Here is a 14,594-nt window from a genome sequence, read left to right as displayed (position 1 = left end):
GGCGATTAGTCCAAGATTCCCGCCCCGAACTCGTCTTCCGGTTTCGCCGCGATTTCGGCAGCCGTCGCGGGTTTCGCGTGGTCCTCGCCCTCGACCACGTCGGCGGCGTGCGCCTTCTTGATCGTTTCCTCCGTGCTCGTCGGGTCCACTTGTCGGCACGCCTCGGTCAGCTTGTCGCCGAGTTCGCGGAGGTCCGCCTGCCACTGGACCGGGTCGATGCCCGGCGGCGTCAGCTGCGCGAACTCTTCGAGCAACAGGATGAACCGTAACAGGTGGCGGAAGATGATCCCTTCCTGTTTCGTCAGGTCTTTGGAGGTCACGTACTGGTTGAAGTTGCCGCCGTAGCGGAGAACCTCGCCGGCGGCCCAGACGGCCTGGGTGTTCACGTCCGTCACGTCCGGGTGCGTCGCGTCGAACAGCATCCGCACCTTCTCCGCCAGCGTCGGCGGCCGTTCCTCGAACTCCTCTTCCTCGTCTTCTTCCTCACCTTCGGCCTTCGGCGGCTTCGCGATGATGAGGCCGCGGGCGATCAACTCCGGGTCCAGTTTTTCCGTCGCGAGCGGGCCGGGGGGCAGGTCGAACGGGACGCGGACGAACTTCAAGATCGGCCGCGGGATTTCGAGGACGGATTCGAGCAGTTGAACCCGCTCGTCCGGGTTCGCGACGGCGAGCTGATCGACGAGGAACGCGCCGTAGATCGGGTGGCACGCGCGGAAGACGAGCAGCTTGTCGAGCGCCTCCGTCGGCACGGCCCGCGCCGCCTGGAACGGCTGCGACTCGACGCCCTCGGCCGGCGGTGGCGGTTCGGGTTCGAGTTTCACGAAGCCGCGGTTGTGCAACACGAGCAACATCCGATCGAGCTGCTTCATCCCGGCCTCGATCCGCGGCTGGTCGAGCAGCCGCTTCCGCACGACGGCGCGAATCTTCTCCACGTCCGGCGACACCTTCAGCAGGTACGCGAGAAGCCGCCACGGGAGCGGCCCCTTGCTATAGAGGCGGGCGGGCGGCGCGGCCTTCAGCTTCTCGAAGTCGCTCTCCGTCCAATACTTCTTCGTGTTGTTCCGCGTCGGCTTCTTCTTCAGCAGCGCCTTCTTCATCTTCAACATGGCCGGGTCTTTCGTCGTCTCGGGGATTTGGTCGTACTGCTTCTTCCACTTCACGATCCGCACGTCGTCCTCGTGCGGGCCGACGAAGACGTGCCCCTCCGTATCGAACTGCGGCCGCCCTGCCCGGCCGAAGATTTGGTGCGCGGAACTCGGGTCGATCAGCTTCTCCTTGCCGAACGGCCCCTTCACCAGCGACGTGAGGACGACGGAGCGGGCCGGCAGGTTGATCCCGGCGGCGAGCGTTTCCGTGCAGAGCGCGACGCTGAGCAGCTTCTTCTCGAAGAGCTGTTCGATGACGCGGCGGTACTTCGGCAGCAGCCCGGCGTGGTGGACGCCGACGCCGCGGCGGAGCATCTGCTTCAGCTTCGGCCCGACGCCCTGCGGCCATTCGAGCTTGTCCACGGCCTGGTTCAACGCCGACTTCTGCGCCGCGTTTAGCAGGTCGAGGCCCTTCAGTTGCTCCGCGATGGACCAGCACTCGTCGCGGTTGAACGCGAACACCAACGCCGGCGTCTTCCGTGTCGCGTCGTCGCCCTTCGCCATCTCGACGAGCATGTCGTTCAGGTACTCGTCGGGAACCCAGTGGTACGTCAGCGGGATTTTACGCTCCCGGCCCTCGGCGAGTTCGAGCTTGCGGCCGTGGCAGCGGTCGAGCCAGTTCAGGAACTCGACCGAGTTCCCGACGGTCGCGGACAGGAGCATCAGACGAATGTGCTTCGGCAAAAGCGAGAGGGACAGCTCCCAGACGATGCCGCGTTCGGGGTCGGCGAAGCTGTGGAACTCGTCCATCACGACCGACGAGACGTTCGCGAAGTCGAACCCCTCGGGGTGCAAGAGGCGGTTGAGCAGAATCTCGGCGACGACGACGAGGACGCGGGCGTTCGGGTTCACCTTCCGGTTGCCGGTGACGAGGCCGATGTCGTCGCGGGAAAAGCCCCACCGCTCCGCGGCGGCCTGCATTTCCTGGAACTTCTGATCGGTCAGCGCGATGAGCGGCGTCGTGTAGTACGCGACCTGATTCGTGTGCAACGCCTCGAACAGCGCGGCCTGGGCGATCATCGTCTTGCCCGTGCCGGTCGGGGCGCAGACCATCACCCCCTCGGCGGACGTGAACCACGCGAGGAGGGCTTCCTCCTGCACGGGGTACGGCGGGTAGGGCAACTGGTCGAGGTAGCGGGTGGCGAGGTCTTCGCGGGTGGGTGCGGTCATCCGGACATCTTACGCCAACCCCGCCGCCCGGTTCGCCGCGCTAGTAGAGGATGTTCAGGTGGGCCATCGCCTCGACCGTGTACGGCCGCGGCCCCGTCACCGGGACGTTCGCCCCGAGGTTCAGGAACGACCGCCGGCCGAGGCCGAACGTCGTACCGCCCGTGAAGCTGACCTGATCGACGGCCGCGATCGGTAGGCGAAGGATGCCGCGGTTGTTCAGCGGCGTGTTGACGTGGACCTCGGCCAGTGGAGTTACCGAGGAGAGGTAGCGCGAGCCGGTCGGGTCGCGGTACAGGAGATACCCGACCTGGAGGCTGTTGAAGTAGAAGACGGTATCCCGCCCGTCGGTCGGCACGGCGAGCGAACTGAAAAACTGGGCGTAGGCCCGCGGGAACGTCACGATCCCGCCGACCCACGGCTGAATCACGGTCGGGTGGACCTGCGGGTCCTGGGCCGTGAACGCGGCCGCGCCGCCGGTCGGCGTCGTGATGACGAGGCCGGTCGAGAGAACCTCGCCGCCGGAAAGTGTGCCGTCGGGGGTCGGCTCGAACGGGTTGTTGATGAGCGCGTACTTGAGCACGATGCTCAGGTCGCCGACCGTGGCGCGGTCGAGGTCGGACGGGCCGGTGAGTTGCAGCAGCGGCAGCCGGAAGCCGATGGACGCATCGCCGCCGAGGAACGTCTTCTCAAAGCCGAGCGTCTGCCGGTGGACGTTCGTGATCGGCAGGCCGGGGACGGCGAGCGAGCTGTTTACGTCGTGGAAGAAGTTGTACGTGAGGTACACACGGTCCACCGGCCGCGGGCTTTCGTTCTCCGCGATCTTGAACGCCCCACGGACGGTGTTGACCGGCAGCGCCCCGGTGTGCGCCTTCGGCACGTCGCCCGTCACGAGGATGTCGGTCGCCGACCGCTGGCCGCTGGTCAGGGTGGTCGCGGTCAACGTCTCGCGTTCGCCGAGCTTCTCGCGGAACCCCGGCGGCAGCGGGATGTCCGGCAGCTGAATGACCGTGCCGGTCCGCAGGACGCTGAAGGCGGAGATGTCGCGGTTGAACACCGTGCCCGCGGGGAACCGTTGCGTCTGGCCCGGCAGCAGCGTCACCCGCTGGCCGGCCGGCGTGATCCCCTGCGTGTACGGGGTGTAGTTGAACAGGCCGCCCATGTCGCCGTACATGTTCGGAAGCTCGACCGGCCGTGCCGTCGTACCGGCGGCCGTGAGGCCGAGGGCCATGCCGGACTGCGTACTCACCGGCGTCCGCGGCCGGCCGCCGGGTGTTACGGGGGCCGTGATCCCCGGCGGTGGGGTCGCCGGGACCGTCCCCGGCGTCTGCGGCGGGCGGGGGGTCGGCGTGACCGGCCCCTGGGCCTGGAGGATGTCCGGATGCACGGCCGTCTCGACGGCCGACGGAACCTGCGCGGCCGCGGGCAGGGCGAAGGCCGCCGTCGCGGCCAGCCCGTGGGTCCACTTCCAGATCGCCCGCGCCATGGTCGGCTCCTTCCGAAATCCGCGTCGTATCGGGGTGTATCGGCCGGGGGGAGAAGGCGGGTTGAATCGGAAAGCCGCGTTCCGGGGGAAAACCGGGCCGGCCCGGTAACCGTCGGCCGGGGGCGAAATTCCGAAGTAGAATGGATCGCAGCCCCGCCCGCCATCGAGATCGCTTCGATCATGAGTTCTGACCCCTCCGACAAAACGTCAGACGACCTCACGCAGAACACCGGAACCATTCCCCAAACCGCGTCGCCGCCGACCGCGACGGCCGTGGTCCCGCCCGACCGCGAGGGGCAGTCCGTCGGCCTTTACCTGCCGTCGATGATGGACCCCGCCCAGGCCGAGCAGACGCTCGCGGCCCCGCCGGGTTACCTGCCGGCCGGCGCGTCGTCGGTGGATTCCGGGCCGTTCGCGGACGGGCCGACCGGCACGGTCATGGCGACCGGCCCGTCGAACGTCGGGGCGTTCCCCCGCGGTACGCTGCCGTCCGGCGGCCCGCCCGGCGGACGGTATCGGTTCCTGCAAGACCACGCGAAGGGCGGGATGGGCCAGGTGTCCATCGCCGTGGACGAGGAACTCGACCGACAGGTCGCGCTCAAGGAGATTCAGCCGCGGTACGCCTACGACCCGTCGGTCGCGGCCCGGTTCCTGCTCGAGGCCCGCGTCACCGGGCGGCTCGAACACCCCGGCATCGTCCCGGTGTACGGCCTGAACCGCCACGCGGACGGCCGGCCGTACTACGCGATGCGGTTCATCACCGGCGAGAGCCTGCAGGACGCCGTCCAGGCGTTTCACCGCGCGGACACGCCGGACCGCGACCCGCGGGAGCGGGCGCTCGCGCTCCGGAAGCTGCTCAAGCGGTTCATCGACGTTTGCAACACCATCGCCTACGCCCACAGCCGCGGCATCCTGCACCGCGACTTGAAGCCGGCCAACGTCATGCTCGGCGCGTTCGGCGAAACGCTCGTCGTGGACTGGGGGCTGGCGAAAGACACGACCGTCCCGGCGAGGAAGCCCGAAGGCACGCAGGTGGTCCCGAAGCTGGCGTTCGAGCGGCCGACCTCCGGCGTCACCCCGCCGGTGGCGATCTCGTCGCCGGTCCACTCCGCGGCGTTCGACGCGACCCGCACGGCGATCCAGGACCGGCCGGGCGTGAGCCTGGCCGGGACGCCGTTCGGCAACACCGGCGAGTTGACCGAGTTCGGCAAGGCGATGGGCACGCCCGCGTACATGGCCCCGGAGCAGGCCGACGGCCGGTGGGACGACGTGGGCATGCTCGCGGACATCTACAGCCTCGGCGCGACGCTCTACTCGATCCTGACGGGCAAGCCGCCGTTCAAGGGGGACACGAACGAGATTCTGGAGCGGGTGAAGCGCGGGGAGTTCGTCCCGTTCGAGGAGCAAAAGCCGGGCGTGCCGATGGCGCTGGCGGCCGTGTGCCGGAAGGCGATGGCCGTGAACCCGAAGAACCGCTACCCGACGGCCCTCGATTTGGCGAACGACGTGGAGCGGTGGATGGCCGACGAGCCGGTGAGCGTTCACCGGGAGCCGTGGACCGTCCGCGCGGCGCGGTGGGCGCGGCGACACCGGAACGTCGTCCTCGGGACGGCCGCCGTGCTCGTTACGGCCATCGTCACCTTGAGCTACGGCCTCTTCGCGGTGAACGCCCAGAAGGAGAAGACCGAGGAAGCCTACGGCCGGCTCGACGAGGAAGAGAAGAAGGTTCGCACGGCCTACGAACAACTTCAAGTTGAAGAGAAGCGGGTCCGCGACGCGCGGAACACGGCCGAGCGCAGCCGGGAGGCCACGCGGGTGGCGCTCCTCGCCCTGACGGACGACGCCATCGGCGAAATCCTGACGAGCCAGCACGCCGCGACCGGCCGGCAGTGGGCGTTTCTGCAAGCCGTCGTGGACATGTACCGGCGGTTCGTCCAAGAGTCGCCGGACACGCCGGAGTCGAAGTTCTTCGTCGCCGGGGCGCACTTCCGCGTCGGCCGGTTGCAGGTAAAGCTCGGCGAGCACGCGGCCGCGGAACAGGCGTACCGGCGGGCCTTCGAGCTAACGAAGGACCGACCCGGACCGGAGTGGACGCAGCTCCGCGGCGAGACGCACCTCTACTTCGGCATCCATCAGATGTCGCTCGGCCGCCTGCCCGAAGCCGAAGCGCAGTTCCGCACGGCCCGGCAAATCTTCTTCGACATGATCCAGGCCGTCGAAGTCGGGACCACTCACGCCAAGCCGGAATGGTGGCACCGGCTCGGGCAGGCGGAGGAACGGCTCGGCCTTTCGCTCTACGTCCAGGGGAACCACGCGGAGGCCGAGGACTGGTTCCGCAACTCGCTCGCCAACCGGCGGACGCTCGCGGGCCGCCAGCCGGAGGAGCCGGAGTACCAGTTCCGCATCGCGCAGAGCTTGCGGCAGATCGCGATGGTGTGTAACGCCGACGGCCGCCGGTCCGAGGCGCTGGCGGACGCAACCGCGGCGCGGGACATCTGCGAGCGGTTGCTGAAGAACGACCCGACCTCGGCCGTGAACCTCGTGCTGCTGGCCGAGATCGACAACCTCCTCGCGATCGCGTCGTCCGAACGGAAGCTCACGGCGGGCGATAACCGCCCGGCCCCGCCGGCGAAAATCGCGCGGGCGAAGCAACTGCTCCCGCCGCCGCCGCCGCCAGCCCCGGCCCCGGTCGTGCCGACGCGGAGCGAGGCGGCGCGGCACGCCGAGAACGCGGTTCAGAACTGGTCGCGGCTGGCGAGCCTCTACCCGGCGGACGTGGGCTACCGGCAGTCGCTGGCCGGGGCGAACCTGACGCTCGCGGCGGCCGAGCAGCAGGCCGGCCGCTTCCGCCCGGCCGCGAACGCTCTGGCCGCGATGGGGGCCGTCCTCGACGACCTCGACCGCCGCTTCCCGAACGACCGGACGACGGCCCTGTACCGCGGCCGGGCCGCCCACGCGGAGGCCGTTCAGAAGCGGGAGCAAGACGACCTCGCCGGGGCCGAGAACGCCGCGCGGCGGGCCGTGAGCTTCGCCGAGAGGCTGCTCGCGCAGAACAAGGCGAATCCGCGGTACGCGAACGACCTCGCGTACTACCAGATCGAACTGGCGACGGTCCTCTTCCTCCGCGAGCAGCTCGTTCCGGCCGAGACGCTCCTGGGGGCGGCGTGGCATAACGTGCAGTCCGCCGCGGTCGCACCGGGCGTGAGCGCGACCGACGAGAACACCTGGACCACGATCCGCGGGTACGCACGACTCTACGCCGACCTGCTGTCCGACCTGGGCCGGTATGATCAGGTCGCGGTCGTGGCCCGGCGGATCACCGCCGTCGGGACGCGGCCGGACCGCGGCCGGTTCGAGGCGGCGTGCCTGTTCGGCCGGGCCGCGGCGCTGGCGACCCGCGACCCGACCCTGGACGAGGGGAAGCGGAAGCAGGTCGCGCTCGACCTCGCGGACAACGGCCTGGCGGCGCTAGAAGAACTCGAGAGCGGCTTCGCGTGGCTGGAGCAGATCAAGAGCGACCCGGACTTGCTGGCGGTTCGGGGATTGCAGGACTACGAGGCAGCAATCCGCGAGTTCCGCGAACCCGCGCCGCCGATACGAGAGAAGACACCGTAAGGGGGTGGGTAGCCCCTCAGACTTCCGAAGTCCGGCTTCGACTTCGGAAGTCGATCCCGCGCGGGGACATCTCTCCCCCGCCCGTGTGTGTGTTGGTTCCGCTCGACTTCCGAAGTCGAAGCCGGACTTCGGAGGTCAGGCGCTAGCTCACCACGCCGCTTCCATCATGTGGACGACCTGCTTCGCCATTTGATTCGCCACGGACAGGTTCGCCGTCGCGTTCGACTCGCCGAGTTCGGGAATGATCCGCCCGACGACCACGATCTGCGCCGGCACGGCCTTCTCGTCCACGGGCACGGCCTCCGGCGGCGGCAAACTGGGGTCGAACGGAATCGGGGCTTCCGGCGCGACGGCCGGCCGGCGGTTCGACAGCACGGCCCCGGTGCGGAGGTCTCGCCACACGAAGTTCGCCGTCGCCGTCACCTCGGCCTCGCGGGTCAGGTTCTGTTGCGTCACGTTCACGACGGACTTGCGGATGCCCACGAGTGTGCCGAGCAGCTCCGTGTCCGCCCGCTCGCGGTCGGACACGACCTTCATCCGCGTCTTCGCCTCGATCTCCCGAATGATCGCCTTCGTGATGTCCACTTCCAGCTCGCGGTTCGGCGTCGTCTGGAACGCCGTGTTCTTCATCGTCGGCACGTACACGGTGCGGATCGAGTCGTCGTACTGCGGCCGCGTCGAGTACCCGAACAGCGTGAAGTCGCGGCCGGACTGACACCCGGTCACGGCTAGCAACACAAGAAGAAGACTGCGTCGCGGCATCGTGGTCGCCCCGTGGGTCACGGCAGTTGTTGCGGCGGCTGGCCGGTCACCGAACTCGGCAGGATGCCCGGCACGGCCTCCGGCTCGGTCCGGCCGAGCAGCGTCTCGACCTGCTTCACGGCCGATTGCAGCGGGCCGGCCTTCGGCTTCGCCGCCTCGACCTCCGCGTTCGCCCGGATCGCTTCCATCCGCTCCGTCGCCAAGTCGGAGTATTTCGTGCCGGGATACCGCCGGCGAACCAGCTCGTAGCAGAAGTACGCGCTGCCGGGGTGCTTCGTCTGCTCGTGGTACTCGGCCGTCTTGAAATCCTTTTCCGCCTGCTGGGCGCGGACGGCCAGCTTCTGCCGCGTCAGGAAGTCCCGCCGCTCCGGGTCGTTGAACTCCGGCATCGCGGCCTCGGCGTGGTTGACCAGTTGCAGCGCCTCGGCCGCCTTCTGGCCGTCGTACACGGAGCCGCCGGTACTGTTGTTCTTGCTGATGATCGCCAGCTCCGTGGCCTTCGGCCGCAGCGGGCTGTCCTTATGGAACTCGATGAGCGTGCTGAAGTAGTGGTCCGCCTCGATGTAGTTGCCGCGGTAGAAGTTGACAAACCCGCACCAGAACAGCGCCTTGTCCGCCGTCGGCCCGGCGATGTCGTTGACGTGGACGTTCTCCAGCGCCTGCATCGCCCGCCCCTCGCGGTCGAGCGTCGGCTTCGTCTTGTCGTAGGTGAAGAACTTCTTCATCCGGTGCTGGAACATGTTCTCGCCGTCCTGCTCGGCTTGAATCTCGGTCCGCGTGTCGTCCAGCCAGTAGTCGGCGATCTTGAACATCTCCTGGCACGCCTGCTCGCGGTACGCCCCGGTCGGGTGCTCTTTCAGCATGCGGTGGTACGTGTCCACGGCGTCCGGGTACTTCTGCGCCTGCCGGTAGCACTCGGCTTCCAGGAACCGGGCCTTCTCGGCCATGAGCGCCGGGTTGAGCGAGTTGTTGGCGATGTCGTGGAAGACGCCGCGGGCCGCGGAATACTCGCCGGCCTCGAGCCGCCGCTCGGCGTCGGCCATCTTCTCGGCCGCCCGCGGGTCGTCGTAGGACTTCGACACGAACCCGCGGGACGATTCGTATGCCTTCTGCTTGAGGCTCTTGACGGCGGTGCAGCCGGCGGACGCCACGAGGCAAGCGAGCAACAGTGGGAGTCGCGTGCGAAGTCGGAAGCGGTCGGCTGAATCCTTCACGTCGATCCCCCCAATTTCCGAGCGGCTCTACCCGGCCCCGTCCAGGTACACCAGCATCTTCGGCCGTCGGCCGAGGACGGAGCTGACCGCCTGGCCGAGCAGCTGCCGGACCTCGTTCCGCACGCCCGCGGGCAGTTCGCATTCCCCGGCCGCGAGCGCGATCAGCGAGGCTCGTGCGTCGCCGGTCAGCCACCGCCGGTCGTGCGCCGCCGCGGCGCAGTTCCCGCACAGCACGCCGCCCGTCGTCGGGCTGAACTGAACGCGGGCCGTCGGGCCGACGGCCGTTCCGCAAGCGGCACAGTCCTCAAGGCGGGGGCTATAGCCCAGTTCCCGGAGCCAGACAAGCTCAAACCCGCTGACGGCCGCCGGGCGATCAGCGGCCTGATTTCCCAGTGTCCGCATCGTTTCCAACGTCGCGTCGAACAGGGCCGGGTGCGGGTCGTAGTCGAACGTGCCGTCGCCGAGGAGTTCCGCGAAGTAGTACCCGCAGTAGAGCGCCCGCAGGTCCGTCCGCAGGTGCGGGAACCGTTCGCGGACCGTGGCTTCCGTCAACAGGTCGAGGCCCCCGTGGGCCTTCCGCAGGAACATGACCTCGCAGACAGTGAGCAGGTCGAACGCGACCTCGAAGCTCGACTTCAACCGGCGGCCGCCCTTTGCCAGCGCCCGGACCTTCCCGAACTCGCGGGTCCAGAGCGTAGTGATCCGGCTGGTTTCGCTCCAGTCGGTCCCGCGGATGACGAGGGCTGTCGCACGTTCGGCGGCCATACCGTGATGAATAGCAGATCGCCGCCCGGCCGCGAAGGCGACTAAGATGACGCCATGACCATCGCCGACCTCCGTAAGAATTACACCCTCGCCGGGCTGACCGAGGCCGACGCCGGGGCCGACCCGTTCGCACTCTTCCGACAGTGGTTCGACACGGCCGTCGAGGCGAAGCTGCCGGAGCCGAACGCGATGGCACTCGCGACCGTTTCGCCCGCCGGCCGACCGTCGAACCGCATCGTGCTGCTGAAGGGCCTCGACCACGGGCTGACGTTCTTCACGAACTACCTGAGCCGCAAGAGCCGCGAGTTGGAGGCGAACCCGTTCGCGGCCGCCGTGTTCCTGTGGGACGAACTCGAACGTCAGGTTCGCGTGGAAGGGACCGTTGAGAAGGTGACATCGGTGGAGTCGGACATGTACTTTCATTCGCGACCGATGGGCAGCCGCCTCGGGGCGTGGGCGTCCGAGCAGAGCGAGGTCATCGCCGGCCGCGAGGTACTGGAAACGGCCCAGCGAGAGTTGCTCGCGAAGTACCCGGACGGCAACATTCCAAGGCCGCCGCACTGGGGCGGCTACCGACTGCTGCCCGACGCTTTCGAGTTCTGGCAGGGCCGCCCGAGCCGCCTGCACGACCGCATCCGGTTTCGGAAGCTGGCCGGCGGGTGGTCGCGGGAGCGTCTCTCGCCCTAGAACGATACTGTTCCCCAACCCCGGAGTTACGCGATGCGATTCCTCGTTCTCGCGGCGGTCCTCGGCCTGACGGTCACCGCCTGTCGGGCGGACGACGCCAAAAAAGGAGACGCCAAAGTGAGCGGTCCACTCGACTTCAAAATGAAGGGCATCGACGGGAAGGAAGTCGATCTCGCCCAGTACAAGGGCAAGGTCGTGCTGTTCGTGAACGTGGCGAGCGCCTGCGGGTACACGCCGCAATACAAGGGTCTGCAAGCCCTGTACGAGAAGCACAAGGACGACGGCCTCGTCGTCGTGGGTGTCCCGGCGAACGAGTTCGGCGCGCAGGAGCCGGGCACGGACGAGGAGATTCAGAAGTTTTGCAGCACGAAGTACAGCGTCACCTTCCCGATGCTGTCGAAGGTGGTCGTGAAGGGCGACGGCATCGCACCGCTGTACAAGCACCTCACGTCGAAGGACACGAATGGCAAGTACGCCGGCGACATCACATGGAACTTTGAGAAGTTTCTCGTCAACCGCAAGGGCGATGTCGTCGGCCGGTACGAGCCGGGGGTTAAGCCGGACTCCGACGAGTTGACTAAGGCCGTGGCCGCCGAACTCGCGAAGAAGTAACATCGGCCACAGAGGAACACGGATAAAAACAGATCAGAGAAAACCAAGAATGATTTTCATAGACCAGTACCGATCGAGTCTTTGAAATCGTTCTTTTCTGATCTGTTTTCTCTGTATTTATCTATGGCCAACTCATGGAACCGGAAGCCCGTCCAGGATGCGCTTCACGATTTCGTCCGGCCGCAGCTCCTCCGCCTCAGCCTCGTAGGACAGCATCACCCGATGCCGTAGCACGTCCGGGGCCATGAGCTTCACGTCCTCCGGCGTCACGTAGTTCCGGCCGTTGAGAAAGGCGTGGCCCTTCGCGGCGCGGACCAGGGCGAGCGTTGCCCGCGGGGACGCGCCGAACTGCAAGAGGCCGGTGAGATCGACGCCGTACTCGGCCGGGGTCCGCGTGGCCCGCACCACGTCCACGACGTACTGCTTCACCTTGCCGTCGAGGTACAGGGCATCGACCGCCGCCCGCGCCGCCGCGAGGTCCGCTTCCGCGAGGACCGGGGTGACGGTCGTGGTCGCGTCCACGCTCGCCATGCGGTCGAGGATTTGCAGCTCTTCCGCCTTGTTCGGGTAGTCGATCAGTACCTTCAACATGAACCGATCGACCTGCGCCTCCGGGAGCGGGTACGTACCCTCCTGTTCCACCGGGTTCTGAGTCGCAAGCACGAAGAACGGCCGCGGCAGCGGGAACGTCGTCTCGCCGATGGTCACCTGCCGCTCCTGCATCGCTTCGAGGAGTGCGGACTGCACCTTCGCAGGGGCGCGGTTGATTTCGTCCGCGAGAACGACGTTAGCGAACACCGGGCCGTGCTTCACCGTGAACTCGCCGGTCCGCGGATTGTAGATTTGCGTGCCGATCACGTCCGCGGGCAGCAGGTCCGGCGTGAACTGGATGCGGTGGTACTTCAGGTGCAGCGTCTGCGCGATCACGCGAACCGCGAGCGTCTTCGCTAATCCGGGAACGCCTTCGAGCAGGACGTGGCCGTCGGTGAGCAGGGCGATCAGAACGCGGTCGATGAGCTTCCGCTGCCCGACGACGACGCCCTCTACGGACTGAAAGAACGGGGCGAGCAGCGTCCGCGCGGTCGCCGGGTCGGGTGGTGTCATGGTGAAAGCGTATCGCCGGGCCGCGGCCGGTCTACTTCTTGGGGATCAGTTCGTAGCAGAGGAGCCGGTCCTTACCCCGCACGTACAGCAACCCGCGGCTGACGACGGGTGGTGCCCAACACGGGTATTCGAGGTCCGTCTCGAACCGGGCGACTTCGTTAAACTTCTTCTCGTCGATCTTGAACAGCCGCAGCTCGCCTCGCTCGCCGAGGCTGAGCAGGTGGCCGTCGATGGCGAGCAGGGAGCTGCGGCCGGTTCGCTTCTCGCGCCACGCGACCTCCCCGGTAGCGAGCGAGACGCAGCGCAGGTCGCCCTCATTCTCGTGGCGGCCACTGGAGCCATACACGAACCCGCCGTGGTGGATCGGCGTGTTCCAGTGGCACGCCAGCGACCGGTCCTCGCGGTCCTTCTCTTTGTCGCTCCAAACTTCCGTCGCGCCCGACAGGTCCGGCTTCACCTTCAGGCAGACCGCGCCGGGGCCGTAGCACTCCGTCAGCAAGATCGTGTCGCCGACGACGACCGGGTTGGCGGCGTTGACGCTCTCCTGGATTTTCGCCCGCCACGGCGAGTGAAAGAATTGTTTGCCGGTGGCCGGGTCGAACGCGACGAGGCCGCCGCGGGCGAAGTAGAGGCCGACCCGCTTGCCGTGTAGCGTCACGACGACGGGGCTGGCGTAGCTCGCCAGCTCGTCGATCGCGGAATACTTCACAGCCCCGGTCTTCTTGTCGAGCGCGACGATCGCCGTGCCGTTCGGCTTCACGTCGCGCAGATCGGCGGGCCGCCCGGCCTTCGGGCTGCCGCCGACGGCGAGGAGCAGGAGGTCGCCCTCGACGACCGGCGTGCTACCGACGCCGAAGAAGTTCTGGTGGAAAAAATACTTCGTCCGCGTGTCGAAGGACCAGACGACGACGCCGGTCTTCGCGTCCAGGCAGTTGAGCGTCCCCTCGACGCCGTAGGCGTAGACGCGGCCTTCGTCGATCACGGGACAGCACCGCGGGCCGTTGTCGTAGCCGTAAAAGTCTTCGTAGACAAACGGGTACTCGTGGCTCCAAATGAACTCGCCGGTTTCCGCGTTTCTACAAGTCAGCCGACAAGTCAGCTCGAAGGCATCGACGTGGTACAGCTTCCCGTCCACGAGAGAGGGCGGGGCGTACCCCGTACCCATTTTCGTTTCCCACATCTTCTTCAACCCGTCACGCGGCCAAACGGTCAGAATGCCGGTCTCGGTGGAAACGTTGTCGCAGGTCGGGCCGAGGAACCGTGGCCAGTCAGTGCCTGTGCGTGACGGCTTCGCGCGGTCCCACGCCCCCGGCTTCGCGGCTTGTACGTCCGCCGGCGGAGTCGTGCGGTTGCTCTTGGGGGTCGGTTTATCGGGCTGAGAGGCGGGGGCGCAAGAAGCGAGCGCGAGTAGACTGAGCGAAAGGACGGTACGCACGGTGGACCCTCGCGGGCGATGGAGGCGAAGGTCATGATAATCGGAATAGCGGGACGGGAAAAACAAAAAGCCCGCGACCTTTCAGCCGCGGGCTTCGTGTATTATGCCGGCAATGACCTACTCTCGCCCTAGACGGACTACCATCGGCCCCAAAGGTTTTACGGCCGTGTTCGGAATGGGAACGGGTTCACCACTTTGGGTCAAATCACCGGCAAGTCGCAATGTATCAATGCAACTTGGGGGAGTACGAAGCGGACTTCTCGGGCCACGGGTTGAGAAAATGAACAATGTGGCCAAACGTTTGACTGTTAGTACCGGTTAGCTGAGTGCATTGCTGCACTTATACACCCGGCCTATCGACCTGGTAGTCTCCCAGGAGTCTTCAAGGAAATCTGATCTTGAGGGAAGTTTCACGCTTATATGCTTTCAGCGTTTATCCATTCCGCACGTAGCTACCCAGCGATACGGCTAGCGCCATAACTGGCACACCAGCGGTGCGTCCCTCCCAGTCCTCTCGTACTAGGGAGAAAGCCTCTCAAATTTCCTGCGCCCACAGCAGATAGGGACCGACCTGTCTCACGACGGTCTAAACCCAGCTCACG

At 67.0% G+C, this 14,594-nt stretch carries 10 protein-coding genes and 2 rRNA genes; 3 read left to right on the top strand and 9 right to left on the bottom strand.

Annotated features, from left to right (window positions below; genetic code table 11):
• Nucleotides 1–5: 5 nt before the first annotated feature.
• Nucleotides 6–2,315: a DEAD/DEAH box helicase gene (locus tag AC5JJ2_RS27195; protein ID WP_495861203.1), complete on the bottom strand. Its 2,310-nt coding sequence runs from the start codon at nucleotides 2,313–2,315 to the stop codon at nucleotides 6–8.
• Nucleotides 2,316–2,355: 40 nt separating this feature from the next.
• A complete protein-coding gene (locus tag AC5JJ2_RS27190; RefSeq protein ID WP_495861202.1) occupies nucleotides 2,356–3,798 on the bottom strand; it encodes a hypothetical protein in 1,443 nt (480 codons plus the stop codon).
• Between the two features lie 180 nt (nucleotides 3,799–3,978).
• Between AC5JJ2_RS27190 and AC5JJ2_RS27185 the strand changes: the two genes are divergently transcribed.
• Nucleotides 3,979–7,413 (top strand): serine/threonine-protein kinase, encoded by a 3,435-nt coding sequence (locus AC5JJ2_RS27185; RefSeq protein ID WP_495861201.1) that lies wholly within the window; start codon nucleotides 3,979–3,981, stop codon nucleotides 7,411–7,413.
• 147 nt (nucleotides 7,414–7,560) lie between these two features.
• Here AC5JJ2_RS27185 and lptE read toward each other — a convergent pair whose 3' ends face one another.
• From lptE to recO, 3 genes are all read right to left on the bottom strand, one after another.
• Nucleotides 7,561–8,175: an LPS assembly lipoprotein LptE gene (lptE, locus tag AC5JJ2_RS27180; protein WP_495861200.1), complete on the bottom strand. Its 615-nt coding sequence runs from the start codon at nucleotides 8,173–8,175 to the stop codon at nucleotides 7,561–7,563.
• Between the two features lie 17 nt (nucleotides 8,176–8,192).
• Entirely contained in the window at nucleotides 8,193–9,341 is a 1,149-nt protein-coding gene (locus AC5JJ2_RS27175) for a tetratricopeptide repeat protein (protein WP_495861199.1), read from the bottom strand.
• A 75-nt stretch (nucleotides 9,342–9,416) separates the two neighbouring features.
• The gene (recO, locus tag AC5JJ2_RS27170; RefSeq protein ID WP_495861198.1) at nucleotides 9,417–10,154 is read right to left on the bottom strand and encodes a DNA repair protein RecO; all 738 of its coding nucleotides are present in this window, start codon (nucleotides 10,152–10,154) and stop codon (nucleotides 9,417–9,419) included.
• Nucleotides 10,155–10,208: 54 nt separating this feature from the next.
• On the opposite strand from recO, the gene pdxH reads away from it, so the two are divergent.
• Together pdxH and AC5JJ2_RS27160 are read left to right on the top strand one after the other, a co-directional pair.
• A complete protein-coding gene (pdxH, locus tag AC5JJ2_RS27165; RefSeq protein WP_495861197.1) occupies nucleotides 10,209–10,841 on the top strand; it encodes a pyridoxamine 5'-phosphate oxidase in 633 nt (210 codons plus the stop codon).
• Between the two features lie 33 nt (nucleotides 10,842–10,874).
• Nucleotides 10,875–11,453: a glutathione peroxidase gene (locus tag AC5JJ2_RS27160; protein ID WP_495861196.1), complete on the top strand. Its 579-nt coding sequence runs from the start codon at nucleotides 10,875–10,877 to the stop codon at nucleotides 11,451–11,453.
• Between the two features lie 132 nt (nucleotides 11,454–11,585).
• Here AC5JJ2_RS27160 and AC5JJ2_RS27155 read toward each other — a convergent pair whose 3' ends face one another.
• The 4 genes from AC5JJ2_RS27155 to AC5JJ2_RS27140 all read right to left on the bottom strand — a co-directional run.
• A complete protein-coding gene (locus AC5JJ2_RS27155; protein WP_495861195.1) occupies nucleotides 11,586–12,557 on the bottom strand; it encodes an AAA family ATPase in 972 nt (323 codons plus the stop codon).
• Nucleotides 12,558–12,588: 31 nt separating this feature from the next.
• Complete coding sequence (locus AC5JJ2_RS27150) at nucleotides 12,589–13,737, bottom strand: PQQ-binding-like beta-propeller repeat protein (RefSeq protein WP_495861194.1); 1,149 nt, start codon at nucleotides 13,735–13,737, stop codon at nucleotides 12,589–12,591.
• 359 nt (nucleotides 13,738–14,096) lie between these two features.
• Nucleotides 14,097–14,205: ribosomal RNA gene (gene rrf, locus AC5JJ2_RS27145) — 5S ribosomal RNA — on the bottom strand.
• Nucleotides 14,206–14,281: 76 nt separating this feature from the next.
• Nucleotides 14,282–14,594, bottom strand: a 23S ribosomal RNA gene (locus AC5JJ2_RS27140); the annotation flags it as partial.

The sequence above is a fragment of the Limnoglobus sp. genome (assembly GCF_059499385.1).
Note: the sequence above shows the minus strand (reverse complement) of the source record. Positions and strands in the feature narration are given on the sequence as shown.

Coding starts and splice junctions, on each gene's coding strand:
- AC5JJ2_RS27150 (WP_495861194.1), bottom strand. CDS start 13,737: ATGTGGGAAACGAAAATGGGTACGGGGTACGCCCCGCCCTCTCTCGTG.
- AC5JJ2_RS27190 (WP_495861202.1), bottom strand. CDS start 3,798: ATGGCGCGGGCGATCTGGAAGTGGACCCACGGGCTGGCCGCGACGGCG.
- pdxH (WP_495861197.1), top strand. CDS start 10,209: ATGACCATCGCCGACCTCCGTAAGAATTACACCCTCGCCGGGCTGACC.
- recO (WP_495861198.1), bottom strand. CDS start 10,154: ATGGCCGCCGAACGTGCGACAGCCCTCGTCATCCGCGGGACCGACTGG.
- AC5JJ2_RS27195 (WP_495861203.1), bottom strand. CDS start 2,315: ATGACCGCACCCACCCGCGAAGACCTCGCCACCCGCTACCTCGACCAG.
- AC5JJ2_RS27160 (WP_495861196.1), top strand. CDS start 10,875: ATGCGATTCCTCGTTCTCGCGGCGGTCCTCGGCCTGACGGTCACCGCC.
- AC5JJ2_RS27155 (WP_495861195.1), bottom strand. CDS start 12,557: ATGACACCACCCGACCCGGCGACCGCGCGGACGCTGCTCGCCCCGTTC.
- AC5JJ2_RS27185 (WP_495861201.1), top strand. CDS start 3,979: ATGAGTTCTGACCCCTCCGACAAAACGTCAGACGACCTCACGCAGAAC.
- lptE (WP_495861200.1), bottom strand. CDS start 8,175: ATGCCGCGACGCAGTCTTCTTCTTGTGTTGCTAGCCGTGACCGGGTGT.